Source organism: Bacillus sp. FJAT-27916, assembly GCF_001183965.1.
GTDB lineage: Bacteria > Bacillota > Bacilli > Bacillales > Pradoshiaceae > Pradoshia.
In genome coordinates this window covers 257,208-278,307 of the sequence record NZ_LFZV01000001.1, presented here as the reverse complement: position 1 = coordinate 278,307, position 21,100 = coordinate 257,208, and the positions used below count along the sequence as shown (strand labels likewise).

General features: G+C 45.8%; 23 protein-coding genes. 2 read left to right on the top strand and 21 right to left on the bottom strand.

Annotated elements, in window-relative coordinates; all coding sequences use genetic code 11:
* Window positions 1-173: 173 nt before the first annotated feature.
* The 16 genes from hag to AC622_RS01210 form a co-directional block, all read right to left on the bottom strand.
* On the bottom strand, window positions 174-1,061 hold the full coding sequence (gene hag / locus AC622_RS01285) for a flagellin Hag (protein WP_049669424.1): 888 nt from the start codon (window positions 1,059-1,061) through the stop codon (window positions 174-176).
* 186 nt (window positions 1,062-1,247) lie between these two features.
* Window positions 1,248-1,415: a carbon storage regulator gene (locus AC622_RS01280; RefSeq protein ID WP_049669423.1), complete on the bottom strand. Its 168-nt coding sequence runs from the start codon at window positions 1,413-1,415 to the stop codon at window positions 1,248-1,250.
* 355 nt (window positions 1,416-1,770) lie between these two features.
* Window positions 1,771-2,952: a flagellin N-terminal helical domain-containing protein gene (locus AC622_RS01275; protein ID WP_049669422.1), complete on the bottom strand. Its 1,182-nt coding sequence runs from the start codon at window positions 2,950-2,952 to the stop codon at window positions 1,771-1,773.
* A gap of 140 nt (window positions 2,953-3,092) precedes the next feature.
* Complete coding sequence (gene csrA, locus AC622_RS01270) at window positions 3,093-3,317, bottom strand: carbon storage regulator CsrA (protein WP_049669421.1); 225 nt, start codon at window positions 3,315-3,317, stop codon at window positions 3,093-3,095.
* Window positions 3,311-3,760 carry a flagellar assembly protein FliW gene (fliW, locus tag AC622_RS01265; protein WP_049669420.1) on the bottom strand — a complete coding sequence of 150 codons (450 nt, stop codon included), beginning with the start codon at window positions 3,758-3,760 and terminating at the stop codon, window positions 3,311-3,313. The genes csrA and fliW overlap by 7 nt, the downstream gene beginning before the upstream one ends.
* Before the next feature lie 87 nt (window positions 3,761-3,847).
* Complete coding sequence (gene flgL, locus AC622_RS01260; protein ID WP_049669419.1) at window positions 3,848-4,726, bottom strand: flagellar hook-associated protein FlgL; 879 nt, start codon at window positions 4,724-4,726, stop codon at window positions 3,848-3,850.
* Window positions 4,727-4,737: 11 nt separating this feature from the next.
* Window positions 4,738-6,300, bottom strand: a complete 1,563-nt coding sequence (gene flgK, locus AC622_RS01255; RefSeq protein WP_049669418.1) for a flagellar hook-associated protein FlgK — start codon at window positions 6,298-6,300, stop codon at window positions 4,738-4,740.
* Between the two features lie 22 nt (window positions 6,301-6,322).
* Window positions 6,323-6,799: a flagellar protein FlgN gene (locus AC622_RS01250; protein WP_049669417.1), complete on the bottom strand. Its 477-nt coding sequence runs from the start codon at window positions 6,797-6,799 to the stop codon at window positions 6,323-6,325.
* Between the two features lie 90 nt (window positions 6,800-6,889).
* Window positions 6,890-7,153: a flagellar biosynthesis anti-sigma factor FlgM gene (flgM, locus tag AC622_RS01245; protein WP_197089889.1), complete on the bottom strand. Its 264-nt coding sequence runs from the start codon at window positions 7,151-7,153 to the stop codon at window positions 6,890-6,892.
* A 145-nt stretch (window positions 7,154-7,298) separates the two neighbouring features.
* Window positions 7,299-7,670, bottom strand: coding sequence for a TIGR03826 family flagellar region protein (locus AC622_RS01240; protein ID WP_049669415.1), 372 nt, complete (start codon window positions 7,668-7,670; stop codon window positions 7,299-7,301).
* 63 nt (window positions 7,671-7,733) lie between these two features.
* The gene (locus tag AC622_RS01235) at window positions 7,734-8,423 is read right to left on the bottom strand and encodes a ComF family protein (protein WP_049669414.1); all 690 of its coding nucleotides are present in this window, start codon (window positions 8,421-8,423) and stop codon (window positions 7,734-7,736) included.
* A complete protein-coding gene (locus AC622_RS01230; protein ID WP_049669413.1) occupies window positions 8,423-9,775 on the bottom strand; it encodes a DEAD/DEAH box helicase in 1,353 nt (450 codons plus the stop codon). Before AC622_RS01230 ends, AC622_RS01235 begins: the two co-directional genes overlap by 1 nt.
* 82 nt (window positions 9,776-9,857) lie before the next feature.
* A complete protein-coding gene (locus AC622_RS01225) occupies window positions 9,858-10,700 on the bottom strand; it encodes a DegV family protein (RefSeq protein WP_049669412.1) in 843 nt (280 codons plus the stop codon).
* 103 nt (window positions 10,701-10,803) lie between these two features.
* The gene (locus AC622_RS01220) at window positions 10,804-11,322 is read right to left on the bottom strand and encodes a GNAT family N-acetyltransferase (protein ID WP_049669411.1); all 519 of its coding nucleotides are present in this window, start codon (window positions 11,320-11,322) and stop codon (window positions 10,804-10,806) included.
* A gap of 97 nt (window positions 11,323-11,419) precedes the next feature.
* Window positions 11,420-12,103, bottom strand: coding sequence for a response regulator (locus AC622_RS01215; RefSeq protein WP_049669410.1), 684 nt, complete (start codon window positions 12,101-12,103; stop codon window positions 11,420-11,422).
* A gap of 111 nt (window positions 12,104-12,214) precedes the next feature.
* A complete protein-coding gene (locus AC622_RS01210; RefSeq protein ID WP_082196976.1) occupies window positions 12,215-13,369 on the bottom strand; it encodes a sensor histidine kinase in 1,155 nt (384 codons plus the stop codon).
* A 299-nt stretch (window positions 13,370-13,668) separates the two neighbouring features.
* Here AC622_RS01210 and AC622_RS01205 point away from each other — a divergent pair, with 299 nt between their 5' ends.
* On the top strand, window positions 13,669-14,301 hold the full coding sequence (locus AC622_RS01205; RefSeq protein WP_049669409.1) for a YigZ family protein: 633 nt from the start codon (window positions 13,669-13,671) through the stop codon (window positions 14,299-14,301).
* Between the two features lie 459 nt (window positions 14,302-14,760).
* Here the strand turns inward: AC622_RS01205 and AC622_RS01200 are convergent, their stop codons facing one another.
* Complete coding sequence (locus tag AC622_RS01200; protein ID WP_049669408.1) at window positions 14,761-15,837, bottom strand: zinc-dependent alcohol dehydrogenase family protein; 1,077 nt, start codon at window positions 15,835-15,837, stop codon at window positions 14,761-14,763.
* A 246-nt stretch (window positions 15,838-16,083) separates the two neighbouring features.
* Between AC622_RS01200 and AC622_RS01195 the strand changes: the two genes are divergently transcribed.
* Complete coding sequence (locus AC622_RS01195) at window positions 16,084-17,616, top strand: Ig-like domain-containing protein (protein ID WP_049669407.1); 1,533 nt, start codon at window positions 16,084-16,086, stop codon at window positions 17,614-17,616.
* A 36-nt stretch (window positions 17,617-17,652) separates the two neighbouring features.
* Here AC622_RS01195 and rfbD read toward each other — a convergent pair whose 3' ends face one another.
* From rfbD to tagH, 4 genes are all read right to left on the bottom strand, one after another.
* The gene (gene rfbD, locus AC622_RS01190; RefSeq protein ID WP_049669406.1) at window positions 17,653-18,510 is read right to left on the bottom strand and encodes a dTDP-4-dehydrorhamnose reductase; all 858 of its coding nucleotides are present in this window, start codon (window positions 18,508-18,510) and stop codon (window positions 17,653-17,655) included.
* A 2-nt stretch (window positions 18,511-18,512) separates the two neighbouring features.
* Entirely contained in the window at window positions 18,513-19,499 is a 987-nt protein-coding gene (rfbB, locus tag AC622_RS01185; RefSeq protein ID WP_049669405.1) for a dTDP-glucose 4,6-dehydratase, read from the bottom strand.
* 2 nt (window positions 19,500-19,501) lie between these two features.
* Window positions 19,502-20,059, bottom strand: a complete 558-nt coding sequence (gene rfbC / locus AC622_RS01180; protein ID WP_049669404.1) for a dTDP-4-dehydrorhamnose 3,5-epimerase — start codon at window positions 20,057-20,059, stop codon at window positions 19,502-19,504.
* Window positions 20,060-20,290: 231 nt separating this feature from the next.
* Window positions 20,291-21,091, bottom strand: a complete 801-nt coding sequence (gene tagH, locus AC622_RS01175; RefSeq protein ID WP_049669403.1) for a teichoic acids export ABC transporter ATP-binding subunit TagH — start codon at window positions 21,089-21,091, stop codon at window positions 20,291-20,293.
* Window positions 21,092-21,100: the final 9 nt, after the last annotated feature.

Genomic DNA, 21,100 nt, shown 5'->3' with positions numbered 1-21,100 from the left:
GCTGCGCACTGCGGGGTCTCGATTAGCTTGTTCTTCCCACAGGAGTCTCCCCCCTTCTGCGAAAAATAGGAGAGCGCATATAATTGGTCATACTGTTTCTAACCACTCCTTCAAATCAGTAATACAATATAGAAAAAAAGACCTGCATGAGCAGGTCTCCGGTAAAAGATAGATTAACGCAATAATTGAAGTACATTTTGCGGTTGTTGGTTTGCTTGGGCGAGCATGGCTTGGGATGCTTGGGCAAGGATGGATTGTTTGGTTTGCTCGCTGATTTCTTTTGCCATGTCGACGTCACGGATGCGGGATTCGGCGGCTGTTAGGTTTTCGGATGATGTGTTTAGGTTGTTGATGGTGTATTCTAGGCGGTTTTGGTTGGCACCTAGGCTGGCACGCGCAGATGATACTGTCGCAATCGCTGTATCAATTGTGGAGATTGCAGCTGTTGCATTTTGTGCAGCTGCTTTAGTAGCATCACCATTAGAAATATTAATACCTCTAGTAACCGTTGCTGCAGCTGTATCAGTTGCATTAGTGCCTGTTCCATCATCAACACCTAATGTTCTAGCATCAAATGCCCCAATTATGAGCGACATAGTTTGACCATTATTCGCCCCGATTTGAAATGTTAAAGACTTTGCACCTTGACCATCCAACAATTTGGTTGTGTTGAATTCGGTATTATTAGAAATACGGGTTATTTCTTTTGCTAACTCATCTACTTCTTTTTGAAGCTCTGCACGATCAGCATTAGTATTCGAGTCATTCACTGACTGAACAGCCAATTCTCGCATTCGTTGCAAGATAGAATGTGTCTCATTCAAAGCACCTTCAGCTGTCTGAATCATCGAAATCCCATCCTGTGCATTTCGGCTAGCTTGATTAAGGCCGCGGATTTGGCCGCGCATCTTTTCAGAAATAGATAAACACGCTGCGTCATCTCCAGCCTTATTGATACGAAGACCAGAAGACAGCTTCTCCATACTTTTCCCTTGCGCATCATTCGCCTTCGTCAATGCATTTTGCGTATTAAGTGAGGCAATATTGTGGTTAATAATCATTCTTTTTTCCTCCTTGGAATCTTACGGTGGACTTCCTTTTCCACCAGTTGTTTTTTTATATTAATGAAAGCAAGCCCTGACCTAGGATGGGTGCTTTCAGAAATAACGCATAAGAAAAGACGAGCGGGCTTTGCAGGTGAGGCTTCATTGCCCCGGCTGCTTTAGCCCGCTCGTCCATGAGACTATTTATTTCGACCCTTTGTTTGCTTCGACTAATTCCCCGCGCGTGATTTTGATATGCTTCGGGGCATCGATGGCTAAACGAAGGTGTCCATCATCGCTTTTGACAACTTTGACGGTGATATCATCACCAATTTGAATGTATTCCCCTGGTCTTCTGCCAAGTACTAGCATGTTGTGTGGTCCCTCCTCCTTGAGAAAAGTGGTCAATTTGTAAGAACCCCCTTGAAGAACATTACCCGCTCTGACTGGCTTCACACATAAAAAAAGAGCAAATAATGCATCCGGCCCGCTTCCTGCGGCGCTTCAATAAGCATTATTTACTCGTCCTGAGTACACATTATGAGGTTTTATGTCTTACATAGATATTATCGGACTACGTTCATATATCTTTATACTCACTTTTACATTTTTTACAAAATTCATTGTATAGTATTTATTGGCTGATGGCTACTATCTTTTATGCATTCTATTGTTTCATAGACAAAAACACCGTGCCAGGCTGGCACGGTAGTTTCTAACCATATGATTAACGTAACAAAGAAAGGACATTTTGTGGTTGTTGGTTCGCTTGAGCAAGCATCGCTTGAGAAGCTTGTGCAAGAATAGATTGTTTTGTTTGCTCGCTGATTTCCTTCGCCATGTCTACATCACGGATACGGGATTCAGCGGCTGTTAGGTTTTCGGAAGATGTGTTTAGGTTGTTGATTGTGTACTCTAGTCGGTTTTGGACTGCACCTAAGTTAGAGCGTTGAGCGGAAACAGATTCAATCGCATTATTAATCGCAGTAATTGCTCTGTTTGCACTTTCTTGAGTAGCAATATTAATACCTTTTGAATCATCAGCTTCGCCAGCAACTACTGTAATCTCCGTAGCCACACGCGTTGCAACATCAGTTCCTGCCGGCGGAGTTCCCCCAGTAGCAATTGATGCTACTACCAACCCTGTGTCATTTAATGACTTAATGACTTCATCATTAGTAGCTGTACCAACAGTTGCAGGTGTTGTAGCATCTGCACCTGCTCCTTGTTTCAATGTAACTGTAATAGTTTTTGTATCTTCATCAACTTTGGCAGTTGTCTTATCTACAGCTTCAGCTCCAAAATCAGCAAACTTAATTTTATAGTCCTCTAAAGTATTATTTTTTACAGAAAAATCTCCAACTGTCGTCCCCGTTGTCTGTTTAGAAAGATCAACACCAGTTACTTTTAAAGCCGCCGCACCCATGTCAGCGATACTAACTTTAATGTTTTGTGTGTGGTTTGCACCAATTTGGAAAGTCACATCTTGAGCAGACCCGTCAGCTAATTTAATTGTATTAAACTCAGTATCTGTAGAAATACGAGTGATTTCTTCTGCTAGTTGATTAACTTCTTTTTGAATTTCAGCACGGTCAGTTTCTGTATTTGTATCATTGGCAGATTGAACAGCCAATTCACGCATACGTTGAAGAATTGAGTGAGTTTCATTCAAAGCACCCTCAGCCGTTTGAATCAAAGAAATCCCATCTTGAGCATTACGACTTGCTTGATCCAAACCACGTACTTGTGCACGCATTTTTTCGGAGATGGCTAGACCTGCCGCGTCATCCCCAGCACGGTTAATACGTAGACCAGAAGATAGTTTCTCCATGGATTTGCCTTGTGCTACGTTTGCCGCAGACATTTGGCGGTGTGTGTTAAGTGAAGCGATATTGTGGTTGATAATCATAAGTAAAAATCCTCCCTGATTTTAACGGTTCACGTCCTTGTGAACCTGATTGGTATGAGGAAAGAAAATCGGCCGACTCTTCTTTCCTGATACATCTTTTTTATCGGGGAGGATTGGCGGTATTTGATAGGACTTTACACCTATAATTTTGTATTCTTCAGTAATTCGCTCATATTGATGGTGATTTCGGCGGCTTCGACGTTTTCGTTTTGGATTTCTTCGAATAGTTCTTTCCGGTATACATCCACTTTCTTTGGTGCTTTGATGCCGAGTTTGACTTGGTCTCCTTGGACGGCGATGACGGTGACTTCGATGTCAGAGCCGATGAGGATGGATTCATCCTTTTTACGTGATAGGATCAGCATGCGTCATTCCCCCTGCTTTCGACTTTGGCGAATAGAGGAGTGCGGATTTCATAATTTGTATCATTCAGGATGACCTGCTTCCCGCGGCGGCTTTTCAGGTCAATGACGATGGGTGCCTGCAGATTGAGTGTGGATTCCTTGAACGGCTCTTTCACGGAGACGATGGAGAAGACGGTGATATTCTCCTGTGTTGCCCCGATTGCCTGTACACTCTCCTCCTCAAGCTTGAATTCATAGTCTGGGTGAGTCAGGAATGGGCTTGTGAGAATAAAAGCTAGATTCGCTGTTTCAGCAGACTGAAGTACATAGAAGGTATTTTCCTCTGTCAGGGGCAGGATGACCCATTTCTTCTCCCCGCCAAAGCCTGGCAGTCCCTCTTCAAATAAAAGAACTTCAGATTCAGCCAGCTCCTGCATGCCATGATATTTGGTTGCTATTTTCATATGCCTTCCCCTCTCTATCTATCATTAGGTAAATTTTACACGAATAGCCAAAATAAAGCTTGGCCCAAAAGGGGACCAAGCTTTTTATCATCTTAAGAAATCGACGAGTGAGCGCTGAATCAGATTCGCCCCGACCGTTAAGGCTGCTTCATGAACGGCCTTTTGGTTGGTGTAGTCAGTGATGATTTTCTCCAAATCAATATCCTCGTTATCACTCATCGCCTTTGTGGCCAGCTCCTCTTGATAATTGATTCTTGATTGCAGAAGCTCGAGTCGGTTATATCGGGCACCTAGGTCTGAGCGTTCCGCCGAAAAGCTGGAGATATGTCCGTCTAAATCCGCCAGCAAGGAATCAAGATCCGGGTCATCGGCTGTCATTTCCGCAGAGATTTGACTGATTGTATCGAACATGCCCTGGCCAAGAAGCTCATTCAAATTGGCATTTGCCTTCAGCTGTGAGCCTCGTGATACTTCCACCAAATACGCAGAATCAGCTGCGTTCACCGTTACATGGCCCGCATCATCCATTGCGACAGGTGCTTCTGTTACATTTGTTCCGTTAAAAATATATCGCCCTGCTACTTGAGTATTCGCGACTGAGACTAAATCAGCCTTCAACTGGTTGATTTCCTTTGCAATCGCCTCACGGTCCACATCAGTGTTCGTATCATTTGCTGCCTGTACGACAAGCTCGCGGATACGCTGGAGATTGCTGTTTGCCTGCTCCATCCCCGCCTCTGCATTATCCATCCATAAGTACACTTCAGAAAGGTTTCGTTTATACTGTGTCACTTCATTCAGGTTGGAGCGATAGTACATACCTTTTTGGGCGATGACTGGGTCATCGGATGGTTTGGCGATTTTTTTGCCGCTCGACATTTGTTCGAGCATGGTCGCCATTTTCCCGTAACTAGTATGAATGTTGCGTAATGAATTGGACGCAATCATGCTTTGTGTGACTCTCATCTTCTATCCACCTACCTGCCGCCTATTCCTAGGCCATTAATGATTCGATCTAAACATTCGTCAAGGAGCGTGATCATCCGTGCAGAGGCGTTATACGCCTGCTGGAATTGGATGAGATTCGTCATCTCCTCATCAAGCGATACCCCGCTCACGGATGAGCGCTTGTCGCTGACCGATTGCAGCAAGATTTCGCTATTGCCGGAGAGACGATCCGATGCTTGAGCCTTAACCCCCATCTCACCGATGACCTTTTGCAAATAACCGGTCAGGCTGGACTTCTCCGCTGCCTGTGCGTTATTCTCGCCCGCATCCTTATAATTGAATTCGGCATATATGACATTAGCAAGACGGAGGACATTCGCTGCGTCCCCATTGATTGGGTTCTCTGTTGTCGCCGTCGCAATATTATCTATGCTCTCCATAATCGGGTCAGCAAGCTGGATACGTCCTGCGAAGCCTTTGATGGCTCCAGGCTCTGAGCTTCCATCCTCATCGGCGAAGAAAATGGTTTCCGTATCCCCGTGGGCGAGTTCATTCACACTTAAGCCCGCTTTATGTACTTTATTGAATTCGGTCGCAAAGATAAAGGCCATATGGTCGAGCTCCTGGAGCATATCCGTCACTTCGCCCTTCACATTGCCAGCCGTATCGACAAAGCCATAGCCCTCCATCATGGCGAGGAGCTTGCCCTTTGAGGCAAAATCACTTGCCGCAAGCTTTGTATCGCCGATTGTTACCGTATCAACAGCTGAGTCCTCTCCGTTTTGCGTGAGGGAGATGGTATTGAAACCATCCTTGTCAACAAGTGTGACTGTCTGGTCCGTTCCGTTCAGGAAATGGATAACAGCTGTCCCTGCAGCCTGGGCACTGGATAGACCGCCATTGCTGACATATTCCACCTTGATCGAGAAAATCTCTGACAGTTCATCAATGAGGTTATCGCGGGCATCATATAGATCATTCGGTAAATAGCCATTCGGCTCAACGACGGCGATTTGCTGATTGAGATTGTCAATCCCTTCAAGAAGGCTATTCACATCTCTCACTGTCACCTGCAGCTCATTCTCCAAATCGCTCCGCACCCTCTGCAAAGATTCGCTCAAGTATTGGAAGGTTCCTGCCAAGGCTACCCCACGCTCGCGCACGACCGTCTTCGCGCCTGAGTCAACAGAATTCACGGCAAGGTCCTGCAACGATTGCCAGAAGGTATCAATGGAATTGGCGAGGCCTGTATCATCCAGCTCATTCATGACATCCTCAAGCTTTCCCATCACATCAGACGCTGTGCCATAATAGCCAAGCTTGGAGCTTTCATTGCGGTACTGCACATCTAAGTAGTTCTCGCGAATACGCTGAATGGACTCTGCCTTTACGCCGCTCCCGAGTTGACCGGGCATTTGCCCGTGGTTCAATCCGGGGCTTGGATAGGCGGTATCTGCAGCCTGATTCACACGCTGACGGCTGTAGCCGAGCGTATTCGCATTCGCAATATTATGTCCGACAACAGACAAAGCCGTTTGCTGGGCGACAAGACCGCGCTTGGCCGTTTCCAGCCCATGGAATGTAGATGTCATAATGGCTCCCTCATTTCTTTACTCATGCTCTTGAATCAAATAGTGACCGGCCCGCTCTCGACTCCCGAGTCTGCTCCGGCCGTTCATATGTATAGGTATCCTCTTCCGGCAAGAAGAGATCCATGTTCATGTTCACGAATTGTAGCGATTGCTGGACCAGCTGGCGATTCAGCTCATTTTGTGCCTTCAGCTCTGCGACAATCTCCATCAAATGGCTTCCTCCTTCAGCTAGAAGCTCAGCTTCTTGTATGGTTGCCTTCTTCAGACAATCGGCCAGCGTCCCTTCCTTTCCGCCAAGGTACGCTCGAACCAGTTCAGCCCGCTTCGCCTCAATTCTCTCTACCAGCTGAATGAGCTTTCTTTCCTTTGCAATGATGGCAGCGAAAGATTTTATGTCCGATTGCTTAACCACCTCTGTTTGCTCCTTTGACAGCTTGAGCAAATCCATATGCACCCTTGTCAATTCATCCAATTTGTCGATAATCTGCTGCACCGTCATCTCTTTCTTCTCCTCATTTCCAGTCTTCAGCAGGGATGAGGGGTAAAAAGAAAAGCCAGTATCAGCCTCATACTGGCGATCCCCTCTTGCTTATTTTCCTGTATAAAAGTTCAGCAGGCCTTCTGCTGTTGCCTTCGTATTCACACGGTAGGTTCCATTGTCAATCTGATTCTTAATCTCATCTATTTTCGCTTGGCGGTCACTCGCGACAGTGGGGCTGTTTTGCAGCTCCATCGCCTGCTTGGAGATTTCCACCTTATCCGTTTGTGCCGTTTTCATATCTGTTCCTGCTCTGTTGACGCTTTTTTGGTACGCCTGAATTCCATAGTGGCTAATTTGATTAATCTTCATCATTGTTTCCCTCACTTCCCTATCATTTTGGGGTCTAATGATAGATTCGTTTGCCAACTCCTGTTTATTATCGGCAAAGCAAAACTTTTTTTCACCTTCTGCCTGATAAATTATCGCATAGGGAAAAACCATTGCCAACCAAGGAAAATCAGCGCTCTTTCAAGAGCCTTTGGTCCCATTCATGCAGCTTCAAATCTGCCTCAAGCTCACCTATGCAGCCCGTGCATAAGCGGTCTTTCCGGATAAGCTCCTCACATCGTTCACATGGATAGCCGAGGTTCGGGTAAGCCATAATCCGCAGACGTCCATTTTTCATGAATTGATGGAGCTCTTTCAGCTCCACACCGGTTTCCGCCGCAACATCCTCATTCGTCGCCAGCTCGTTCTCCCGTTTCTTCAAGAATTGCTGTACCTGCTGAAAGCGCTGTTCTTCCTTCTTGTAACAGCTTTCGCAACTATTACTCAAATGATTTTTCAAAAATAAGTTCTGGCATACCGGACAATTCGCAAGCTCTGCCATCTTCCTCTCTCCCCTCCGCTCGTTTCTATTCCCTAATATCGGATTTGGGGAGAAAAATTGAAGCTAACGTGCGATGGTTATTGATTTCACATTGACGGCTCCAGCTTCTTTTAAGATAAGCGCAGCCTGCCGCACGGTCGTGCCGGTCGTATAAATATCATCAAGCAGGAGAACCGTCTTCCCCTCATAATCAGGAGCATCTGGATGGAGGGCAAAGACCTGTTGTCTCTCCATCCGCTCCCTCCGCGTTTTCTTTGCCTGCTTTTCACTGTGTAATCTGACCAGCCCCTCCACCAGCATAAAGCCGGCACATTCTCCAAGAGCCCTTGCCTGATTGAATCCGCGCTCGGCCAACCTTTCTGTGCTTAACGGAACAGGAATCATCAAATCAGCTTTCGGAATGGTCTTCTTCAGCTGACGTGCAAATAGACAGGCCAGTTCATAATCCCCCCGATATTTGAACCGTGCGATATACTCCTTCATGAAGGCATTGTATTGATAGAGCGAAACATTCGCCTCAAGAGCTACTCCGATTCCCGGAATCGCCTCCCACCGAATACAATCGTCACACTTTCCTTTCTCTGCCATGGGCCGGCTGCATACGGTACAGCGTGGTCCTTTCAGCGGCTCCAGCTGGACTTTACAGCTCTCACAAAGCAAATCGACCTCAGTCAGAAACAGCAGCCCTGACCAGCCTATTTGCTCCTCAAATGGGGTGTGGCAGTATAAACAAAGCTCTTTTTGAAAGAACATCAATCAAGCAGCCCCCTTCTTCCCGCTTCCTCATTCATGCGAATGATCTGCTGAATGGAAGCAAGCATCTCCTCTGTTTTCCCATAATGATAGAAGACGACCTCACCTCTTGGATACTCGCGTGAACGTCCGACCCTGCCGGCTATTTGAACAAGAGCCGCCTCTGTGAAAATCTCATTCTCCGCACCTATTACAGCGACATTCAGTCGCGGAATGGTGACGCCTCGCTCTAGAATCGTTGTCGTCAATAAACCCTGAAGCTCTCCGCTTCGGAGCTTTAACACCTTCTCGCGGCGTTCCGGGTCTTCGGCATGGACAGAATCAATCGAGGGAATCATCCGTTTGATTAAGGGAAGGGCTTGTTCCATGAGGGCAATATGAGGAAAGAAAATCAGAAATGGTTCATCCTTTTGGATAATGGCAGTCAGCCAGCTGGATAAGGGGGCTGGAATCCGTCCTTTGCGGAGGCTTCTTTGCCAATTACCACCCCAACGAAGCTCTGGCACGGGGATCGGTTTCCGGTGGAAACGCGCAGGCAGGACGACTCCTGGCAGCATCCCCTTCTTATATGATTGCTGGAAGACCAAGGATGGGGTGGCGGTTAAATAGATGCGGGTACTATTTCTTTTCCCCGCCTTTTCAGCGGCAAATTGCAGACTGCGGTCGAAGGAGAATGGAAAGGCATCGACCTCATCAATAATCATGACATCAAAGGCATCCTGATAGCGGAGGAGCTGGTGGACAGTGGAGAGAACCAATGGGGCAAAGGCATGCTTTTCCGTGCTTTGGCCATGGAGGGCGATGACAGACATATTGGGGAATACCGCCTTCAGCCGCGGTTCAAGCTCTAGAATGACATCAGTGCGGGGTGCTGCAATACACACCCGCTTCCCGTCTTTAAGCGCTTCTTCTATCCCGGCGAAGACCATCTCCGTCTTGCCGGCACCGCAGACTGCCCAGACAAGCAGCTCAGACCTATTTTGAACAGCCTGAACGATCGCCTTTGATGCCTCAGCTTGTGACGAAGATAGTGTGCCATTCCATTTCAGCTTTGCCGATGCAGCATTCCATTCAATCGGCTTGCCGCCCCATCCATAGAGCAGGCTGCAGGCAGAGACTCGTCCCATCATGATACATTTCCGGCAATACAGACACTCGGTTCCACACACCTGATGGGGAAAACGCGCAAGCAGCCGCTCATCATCATTGCCGCAGCGCCGGCATTGACCGTTCTCAATACCTTTTGTCGTATAAATAGCTGCTTCATAGAGTGAATCGTGATACTCAGAGGGGATTTCTTGAAGGAGAAGCTCTCTTCCGGAGAGGAGGGATTGTAAGGGGGATTGGACCAATTGATTTGGCCTCCTTTTTCGTTAGAATAAAAAGACCGGCTGCATAATCGGATCAGCCGGTCCCTTGGTGTTATCTGTTTGATTAGCGAATTGTCCAGCCGAGTCCCATGGCCCCTTCACCTAAATGGGTGCCAATCACCGCACCGAAATAACTGATGACAAATTCAGCATTAGGATATAATTGCTCTAGCTCTTGCTTCAATTCAATCGCTTCCTGCTCCGAATTGCCATGAATGATAGCTGCTTGGAGAGGTATGCCTTTTTGATAATCTTGGTCAAAAATTTCAATAACGCGCTTCAAGGCTTTCTTCTTCGTGCGAATCTTCTCATATGGCACGATTACCTTCTCCTCAAAGTGAAGAATCGGTTTCACCTGCAAGAGGCTGCCAATCAAAGCAGATGCCCCGTTCAGACGGCCGCCGCGCTGCAAATTCTGCAAATCATCGACGATGAAGTAGGCATCCGATTCCGAACGAAGCTCTTCAAGACGTGCCATGATCTCCTTAGGGTCTTTCCCTTCCTGCGCCATCTTGGCTGCCTCAATAACATAGAAGCCTTGTACCATACAGCTGATTTCAGAATCAAAGGCATGTACCTCAATTCCATCCACCATATTACCGGCCGTGATAGCCCCTTGGTAAGTGCCGCTGATTCCGCTTGATAAATGGATGCTGATTACGGCATCGTAATCTTTGGAAAGTTGCTCAAACAACTCAACGAATTGACCGATTGGGGGTTGGGAGGTAGTGGGAAGTTGGCCGTAGCGGCGAACCATTTCATAAAAGTCAGAAGCCGTCAGCTCGATCTCTTCTCGATAGGCTTCTTCACCGAACACAACATTTAGAGGTACGATATGTATATCAAAGCGATCACGTAAGTCTTCTGGAATATACGCTGTACTATCCGTTACTACTGCAGTCCTCATATTATAGTAAACCTTCCTTATTTTTGGTATTTACCTTATTTATATTCTCCATTTTATATGATAATCACTCCATTTGCATTAGATTGTTCAAAATGACAAAAATTTAACTCTTAGGTATCTCTCCCAAGCGTTTCCCTAATATAACCAAATCACGCTCCACCCCATCAAGTTCAGCCACACGCGGCATATGGGCCCATGTATCAAATCCGTACCGTTTGAAAAGGCGAATACTTGGCTCATTATGGCCAAAAATAAACCCAAGCAGTGTGCGGATTCCATAATCCGGCGCCCGGCGGATTGCCTCCTCAAGAAACGCCGCTCCGATTCCGCGCTTGCGGTAGGCGGGGTCCATATAAATACTCACCTCTGCCGTTGCCTGATAGGCAGCCCGTCCATAGAAATCCTGAAAGCTAAGCCAGCCAATGATGACTTCATCCTCGGTCATTACCCAGAGTGGACGCTGATTTGGCTGATGATCATGAAACCAGCCTGTACGGCTCTCTACTGAAACCGGTTCAAGGTCAGCTGTTACCATCCGGCCTGCAATTGTCGAATTATAGATTTCGACAATCCTTGGCAAGTCCTCGATATGAGCATCCCTGATGTATCTTTTTGGTTCCATCTTCATCCCCGCCTTTTCGATTCTTTATTAGGGAATGTACCAAAAAACGACTCATTTGTATAGAAAAAAACGCCTGCCCAAAGGACAGACGTTCATATTATCGGACCTCGACCCAGCCATTTTTGATTGCATAGACGACGGCTTGAGTACGGTCATTCACATTCATTTTTTGTAGAATATTGCTGACATGGTTCTTAACTGTCTTCTCGCTAATGAAGAGCGTCTCCCCAATTCCCCGGTTGCTCTTTCCATCTGCAAGTAATTGCAGGACTTCGCATTCACGGCGCGTCAGCAAGTGCAATGGACGACGAATCTCCAAGTTTAAGATATTCTCTCCGCCAGCTGCCTCATCTGTCGCCAATCTCCGGTAATCTCTTACAAGATTATGCGTAACCTTCGGATGCAAGTAAGAGCCGCCCGATGCGACCACCTTAACCGCTTCAATCAATGCATCCGCATCCATCTCTTTAAGTAAATATCCAAGGGCACCCGTTTTGAGCGCATGGGTCACATAGTTCTCATCATCATGAATCGATAGGATGATTACGCGTGAATCAGGATGTCTTTCAAGCAGCTGTGCTGTTGCTTCAACCCCGTTCATTGTCGGCATATTGATGTCCATGATGACGACATCTGGATGATATGTATCTACAATGGAGAGTGCATCTGGTCCATCATCTCCTTCGGCTACGACTTTAAAAGACGATTCAAAATCAAGAATACGCTTTACACCTTCACGAAAAAGCTGATGGTCATCTACGATTGCGATTGTTGTTGTCATTATGTCTCCTCCATTTCTCGTACATTTGTCTATCACTATTATATTCTTGATTTTCCTAAAACTACAAACATTTGCCAAAAATATAACTAGATAACTATTTTCCTCATTTATTTACACTTTAGATGATGACTTCAGCGGAATTTGTATATAAACCAATGTTCCTCCGCCAACACTTGACTGGATTGTCAATTCTCCCTCAAGTGTGTCGACACGCTCATTCATACCCATAATGCCGAATGAACCCTCTGTATGCTTCTGCGGAACAAAGCCTTTTCCGTTGTCACGTACGGTCAGTGTTCCTTTATCATTCAAAAGCTCTAATTTCACAATAATAACGGACGCTTCCGCATGCTTAATCGCATTTTGAACAGCCTCCTGGGCCAATCGAAACAAGGCCACCTCATAATTTGGCTCAAGCCGTTTCTCCTGCCCATACACCTGAAACTTAAATTCAATCTGCGGATTATACTCTCCGATTGTCTGCAAATATTTTCGCAATGTCGGAATGAGCCCTAGATCATCTAGTGCCATTGGGCGAAGATCATAAATAATGCGGCGCACTTCTGAGAGAGCGCTTCTTACCATCTGCTTCAAGGAGCGGATTTCAAGGAGTGCTTCTTCTGGTCCTCTTTCTCTGAATATTCGCTCAGTTAAATCAGAACGAACCATGACATTCGCGAGCATTTGTGCAGGTCCATCATGAATATCACGCGAAAGCTTCTTCCTCTCCGCTTCCTGCGCTTCGATAATCTTGAATCCGAAGTCCTGCTTTTGTTTAAACATATCCAATACATCAGACATTTCACGTAAATCACTGTTTAAGTATTGTAGCACGACCGTAATCTGTGACACGAGATTATCGGCCCGATCGATTGTTTCCTGTAATCCGGTCAGACGCCTCTCCAAATCATCGCGGCGCTTTCGCAGCTGTTTCTCAAGCTCCCTATTCATCGTCAAATCCACCTGGAGCATATGTGCCTTCTCATAGGCATTCCGGACCTGTTCCTCCGTAAACTCCTTAAATCGGGAAGAAACAAAGCTCAGCCGCTTCCTTGACTCGCGAGCCTTTCGTTCGAGTTCATCACCATCGGTTATAACCTTTGACACCATCGCCTTCACTGTCTCAAGCTCTGATATAATTTGATCATAATCATGCTGGCACTGTTCGCCAATCTCATAGATTTCTGATTTGCTATAATTAACCGTCTCTATCATATTATCCAGAATACGGTCTAGTGCTTTGCTGTCTATTTTAGGTACCCTCACATGAAATACCTCCTATCCATCTCTCATGCGCTAAACCAAAAGACCCTCTTTTTATATCGAACGAAAGAACAAGCATTTATATCATTCGTTAGATGTTTTCCATTTTTTGCGGGTACAAGTTTGATAATTAGGATATATTATCTGTATTACCGTAAGGGAAAATTAACATCATAGTCAAATTATAACACTTATTTTGCCAGTTTTAGTCATATAGGCACTACATCCTGTATTCATACCTACAATAAATGCGAAATAAAAAGTATACTAGACTTGATACAAAGAGAAAGGCGGCAGTTCTCATGCTGAAATCATATAAAACCGTTAAAGGATACGGAGAAGCCGAACAAACCATTCAAAAATCACGCTTCATCACCTATGTGAACCGTGTCGAATCAGAGGAGGAAGCCCTCAACTTCATCCAAACCATTAAGAAAAAACACTGGGATGCCACCCATAATTGCTCTGCCTACATGATCGGCGAGCAGGACCTCATCCAAAAGGCCAATGATGACGGTGAACCAAGCGGAACAGCCGGTGTTCCCATTCTCGAAGTCATCAAGAAAAAGGGTCTGAAGGACACCGCTGTGGTCGTCACCCGCTACTTCGGCGGCATCAAGCTAGGTGCCGGCGGCCTTATCCGTGCATACGGCGGCTCAGCCTCCCACGGAATAGACGAGACCGGCATCGTTGAACGAAGACTCATGACCATCATGAAATCAACCTTCGACTACACCTTGCTCGGCAAAATCGAGAATGAGCACCGCAACTCTCACTACGCCATCAAGGAAATTCATTATCTCGACAAGGTCATGATTGAATCCTATGTCGAAGAAGACGACAAACAAGCCTTCACCAGCTGGATGACCGACCTCTCAAACGGCCAAGCCTCCATCGAAGAAGGCGAACAGCTCTACCTGGAACACGACCTATGAGGAAACAGAGATAAGGCATTCAGATACGCAGCGTATCTGGGTGCCTTTTTATTTGTCTTTCTATGGAAAGGCCACCGATAGCACAAATCAAGGGATTCTGCCCTCCCCAGAGTATGCTCCCAAATCAAAACAGCGTAATAGAAGAGGTTTTTGAAGAGATTTAGTTGAAAAATGACCGTTTCCCTTCAAAAAAGACCGTCAGCTTGTCCGTTTTGACCTTTGGCGGGATGATGGTCCTCTTTTTCTGCTTGGAATAAGCCTGATTTCATGGTTTATGGGCGAAATTGGAGTGGTATGGGCGAAACCGCTCCTGAGTTTAAACAAAAGCTCCAACGTATAGGTCAATCCCCCCAAGGCTGAGCCAAGTGTTATACGGCCAGTACGCACCACAAAACTCCAAAAAAGGTCCATAAAAAAAAGACAAATCCCAAATAGGTTTGCCTGAACCATATCTCTATCCTATTTCTCTACGGACACCTTCGCATCCCATTTATCTACGACCGTGACCCCCACGTTTTGGAATGTATTCATCTCTTCGAATATATTTGGTACTTCGTCTAATGAAATGGTCTTTGTCACTAAAGCACCGGGCTTTAGTTTACCTGACTCAACCATTCCGAGCATGCTTGGATAGCGGGATGGCTGCATACCGAGCGAGCCGATGAGCTGAATTTCCGCTTGGACGATGAAGTCAATCGGAAGAGGTATCATTCCTTGTTCTTCTCTTGTCGTCAAGCCAATTTGAAGATGGCGGCCGCGTTTACGAAGTCCGCTGATCGCTGCTTGGCATGTCTGCTTAATGCCAAGTGCGTCTACAGACACATGGGCGCCGCCCCTCGTAATCTCCCTAACAGCCTGGGCCGGGTTAACCTCCTTCGCATTCACCGTTGCGACCGCTCCCAATTGCTTAGCAAGCTCCAGCTTATCCTCTCCGATATCTACGGCAATAACATTTGCTCCAAGTGCGCTTGCAATCTGGATGGCGGATAATCCGACACCTCCGCAGCCATGGACCGCAACCCACTCACCGCCCTTTACATCTGCTTGGTCAGTGACTCCATGGAAGGCCGTCATGAAGCGGCATCCCATCCCGGCAGCCTCCACGAAGCTGATGGACTCCGGCAAATGCACCAAATTCAAATCAGCATTGGGCACAGCGGTATAACGTCCATATCCGCCCCATGTCGAAAAGCCGAGCAGTTGGATATTGGAACAAATATTATGATGTCCGCTCTGACAGTACGGACATGTACCGTCACCGACCGTGAACGGAGCAATGACTCGGTCTCCTTTCTTAAAGTTCTTCACATTCCTTCCTACCTCTTCCACCACACCTGAGAACTCATGACCGAGAATATGCGGCAAAGGGAGGGCAATTCCTATCCAGTCCCAGTCTCCCTGCCATGCATGCCAATCGCTTCGGCATACGCCATTCGCCTCAACCTTAATGACGACTCCATCATCAGCACACTCTGGATCTGGCATTTCTCTCACGACCAACGGTTTCCGCAATTCCTCCATTACTAATGCCCGCATTTTCTTCCTCCTCCACCAGATTAGAAAGCGCTTACAATATGCAATTGACAAAGGATGCGATTGAACTATTTACATTGTACTAGCCTGCTAAACAGCGGGTCAATGCCAATCGCTCTACATATTCCGCCATAACATCGGTTCAGTTTACAGCACTCGACCTTGGACACAATTTCCAGATAAACAAGCTGTAAATGGAGGTAAATAAATAGAGAATAGGTCGATTTCACAGAAAGGAGGTGAGGGATTATGTGGCTCTTTCTCGGTATATTAGCAGCGGCAGCAGCCATTATTATTCTCCTTTTGGGATTCCGGAGAACCGACCGCTTACGAAAAAGGTATTTCATCATTAGCGGATGCTTATTTGCCGTCTCCGTTATTCTAATTCTAATCTATACATTCATTATTGTGCCGCTTCATGGAATCTGTATGGAGCTAGATAACAATCCACCTGAAGAAGTCGCTTTAGCACAAGAGTCTATAGAAGTGACTGGCAAGGTGAACCACGCGAGTTCTTTGATCGTAAACGGTGAAAAGGTAACTATTAAGGACAATGGTGAATTCTCGGCAAATATCCCAGTTGAGAAAGGAAAAAACACGATTGTGTTTACCGCCAGCAATTACGTAACCGATAAGGAATACAGCTATACAGTTAAACGGAAGAATCCTGATATTCCGCTTACCCTTAAATATGATAAAAACATTGAAGTCTTAACGTATACGATTAAGGGAACAACGGAGCCTGATGCCAAAGTCACCCTCATTCAGGATGGAGCGAAGCTGGACGAAGCAACCGCCGATCAAGATGGTCATTTTTCCTTTACCGTAGATACGACAGATGAAGGCAACTATCAATATGACATCGTATCCGCTAAAGAGAACTTCACGACCATCACAAAGAATGTGTCCATTAAACGGACGTTGACCAACATCCCGCTCGAGCTATCTTATGATGAGGAGATTACAGTACCAAGCTATCAATTAAAAGGGGTTACAGAGGCTGGTGCGATGGTCACCATCACTGATAAGGATGGTAAAGTAATCGATAAAGTGAAGACCGGCAAGGATGGCAACTTTTCTTTCAAACTTAATACCTTTAAAGAAGGAACTTACACCTATACAGTTTCTTCATCATTACGCGGCTATAACACCAGCACAGAGGAAATCACGCTCGATAGAACCTGGACAGTTGTTAAGCTGGATGTAGATTACGAGAGCAGTATACAAACAAAGACAACGACCATCAAAGGAACAACCCAAGCCGGAGCATCGGTCACCATCCATAAAGGTGACTCAAAAGTCTGCACAACCAAAGCTGGTAAAAACGGTAAATTCTCCATGAAGGTGGATACGGCTAAGGAAGGTACGTACGACTTTACGGTTGAAGCTAAACTTAAAGGCTATAATGCCCATTCGGAAGATATCTCTATCGAACGGACAATGTCAGCAGCAGAAAAACGTGCCAACGCTAAGACCATTTCGTTTGCCCAGCTTGAGAAAAATCCAGATAAATATGACGGCGAATATGTGAAATATACCGGAGAAATTCTCCAAATCAGTGAGGGCTATTTCATGACCGGCATTCGTCTTGCTGTTACGCAAACATCCTATGGATGGTATTCAGCAGATGATGTTATTTGGGTTGAATATGTCGGAACGACCGACTTTGTTGAAGAGGATGTTGTGACCGTCTATGGCGAAATTACGGGCACCTATTCCTATACATCTATTGCTGGATGGGAAATTACCATTCCTGCGATGGAAGCCGACACCATTGAATAAGCCCCAAAGAAACCATGCTCCTACGAGCATGGTTTCTTATCTCAAGGCACTTTTTCTGATTTGATTTTGAAATCGTTCCAAGGAATCCTTCCAGGTTGGAACATAAAATCCTGTTTCCTTCACCTTATCAAGTGACATGACGGAGTATGACGGCCTTTTGGCCTTCTGCGGAAATTCCTCTGAGCTGACAGGCAAGACCTTTACATCAGTATTCTTCAGAATCTCGACAGCAAATTCATACCAGCTCGCCTCTTCATCATTGGAGAAATGATAGATGCCGCTTTCCGGCCTTACCTCAATCACATGCTTCATAAAGCTGGCTAAATCAGGCGCATAGGTAGGGCGCCCATACTGATCGGCTACGCCCTTTAAGACATTTTTCCTCTCTGCTGATTTCAGCATCGTATAGACAAAATTCTGCCCATGCTCACCAAACACCCAGGATGTGCGGATGATATAGGCATCCGGGCAATAGTACCGAACCGCTTGTTCACCCGCCAGCTTGGCTTTCCCATACTCATTGAGCGGATTAGGCTCATCCTCTGGTGTATAAGGACTTGTTTTCCTACCATCAAACACATAATCCGTGCTGATAGTCATAAGCTTTGCACCGACCTCATGAGCAGCCTTACTGATATTGACTGACCCCTCACGGTTGATTTTCCAATTCGCCTCTAAGCCATCACCTTCTGCCTGTTCGACATTCGTATAGGCCGCACAGTGCAGAATCCAATCCGGACGAAAATCACAGACCTTTTTCATGACTTGCTCTGCATTCGTAATATCAAGCTCTTGTCGATCAAATCCCCGCACCTCATAGTCGCCGTCCTGGCTCAATAGGCTGACTGTCTCTGTCCCTAGTTGTCCGTTCGCTCCGGTTACGAGTATTTTCATCATTAAATTCCTAACTTTGCGCGTTCTTTCAACGGACGCCACCATTCCTCATGATTCAAATACCATTGAATGGTTTCAACAATCCCTGTATCAAACGTATATTTCGGTTTCCAGCCAAGCTCGGTCTCCAGCTTAGTCGGATCAATGGCATAACGCAAATCATGTCCAAGGCGGTCCTTCACGTATTTGATCCGGCTCTTTGGAATCTTTAAGTAATCGGTGATCATCTCAACAATCTCATTATTCGTCCGCTCATTATGACCGCCGACATTATACACTTCCCCGCTTTTCCCTTTATGAAGGACAAGGTCAATAGCGGCACAATGGTCGGTGACATGGAGCCAGTCACGGATATTCTTCCCGTTTCCGTATATAGGCAGGTCTTCCCCATCCAATCCGTTCGTGATCATCAGCGGAATTAGTTTCTCCGGAAAATGATATGGACCGTAATTATTGGAACAGCGTGTGATGTTAACGTTCAATCCATACGTTTCATGGTAGGAGCGGACTAATAAATCAGCCCCTGCTTTGCTGGCTGAATAAGGGCTGTTCGGGGCAAGGGGTGTATCCTCGGTGAAATAGCCGATTTCCCCTAATGACCCATACACTTCATCTGTTGACACCTGGAGATAGCGCTCCACACCGCAGCTCCTTGCCGCCTCAAGCAGATTCAAGGTTCCTTGGACATTCGTTTCAATGAATATGCCAGGGTTTTCAATACTCCGGTCCACATGGGATTCAGCTGCGAAGTTAACAATGGCGTCAATATCATGCTCCTTGATAAGCTCTGTCACAAGCAATCTATCCGTAATATTCCCTTCAACAAAAAGATGATTTGGATTGTCCTTCAAATCATCCAAATTATGAATATTGCCCGCATACGTCAATAAATCCAGATTCACGATTTTCTTATCCGGGTAGCTCTCCAGAATATGCCGGACAAAGTTGCTGCCTATGAACCCTGCCCCGCCAGTCACTAATAGATTCACGTTCAACCCTCCCAAACAAAGTTATTTTCAGCTTCTGCTAACACTGGGTGCATGCTGTCTTTTTTCGATAAGATTGGTTCTGAAACTGGCCAATCAATCGCAAGCTCAGGGTCATCCCAAGCAACCCCTCGGTCATACTCGGGTGAATATAATTCATCCACCTTATACAGCACATTCACATTCTCCGTGATGGTACAAAATCCATGCGCAAATCCCTCGGGAACAAGCAGCTGGCGCTTATTATGTTCACTTAGTATGTATCCTTTCCACTGCCCATAAGTTGGAGATCCTTTTCTCATATCAACAACCACATCATAAATAGCCCCTGTTACGACACGGATAAGCTTAGCCTGTGCCTTCGGGGCCAATTGATAATGCAAACCTCGAATGACGCCTGCTTCCTTCGACAGAGAATGATTATCCTGGACAAATTTCTCAAGGATACCGATTTCATGGAACAAGGTCTCATTATAGCTCTCAAGGAAAAATCCACGATGGTCTCCAAAGACTTTCGGTTCAATCAGCTTTACCCCTTGCAACAAACTGTCAATAACCTGCATCCTATTCCTTCTTTCGCTATTATTTGTTCTTGTTCAAATGAGTTGATAATTATAAATCTTAGGCAGAATCTATCTATCTTGAAAACTTAATAAACGAAAATTTCGTGCGTTATAAAGAATCCACATCCCTATCGTATTAAATATAGAGAAACTAATCTAGAGCTTCGACATTATCTTTCAAAGTTTTTACAGCATAAAAAAACTGCCCCGTTACAGGGCAGCCTTTGACGATTATTTAAGCACCATACCGCTTTGTTTCTGAATCGCTCTTTCACGGAAAAGCTTACGTTGCACATCATCCATCGCTTTATATTCCTTCACAAAACGCTTGTACTCCGGTAATACTTCATCCGTTGTTCCGTATTGCTTCAATTCACCATACTCCAGCCAAATGGCTTTGTTACAGAAATCATTGATCTGCTTCATCGAATGGCTGACAAAGAAGATGGTCTTTCCGCTGTCACGGAAGCTATACATCTTTTTCTTAGATTTCTCTGCAAATCCTTGGTCACCGACCGACAAAGCTTCATCAATGATGAGGATATCCGGATCAACGGTGACCGAAATCGCAAATCCTAATCTTGATTTCATCCCGCTGGAGTACTTTTTGACAGGCTGATCAATGAATTTGCCAATATCAGCGAATTCAATGATATGCGGCTCCATTTGCTTGATTTCTTTTTTCGAGAAACCTAGCATGAGGCATTTCAGCTCGATATTTTCACGACCGGTCAATTGATTGTTCAGCCCAGAAGCAATCGCAATCAAGGACGTTTGCCCGATCGTTTCCACTGTCCCTGAGGAAGGAGGGATAATACCAGCGATAATATTGGAGAGCGTTGATTTTCCGGAGCCATTTACTCCGACTAGCCCTATGACATCTCCTTTACCTGCAGTGAAACTGATATCCTGCAAGGCATAGAAATCCTCTCCGCGTCCGCCTGGAAGAATAATGTCCAGCAGCTTATCAGCCGGTTTGCTATGCATACGATATTTTTTGAAAACATTCTTTAGAATGACCGTATCACTCATATTCATTCA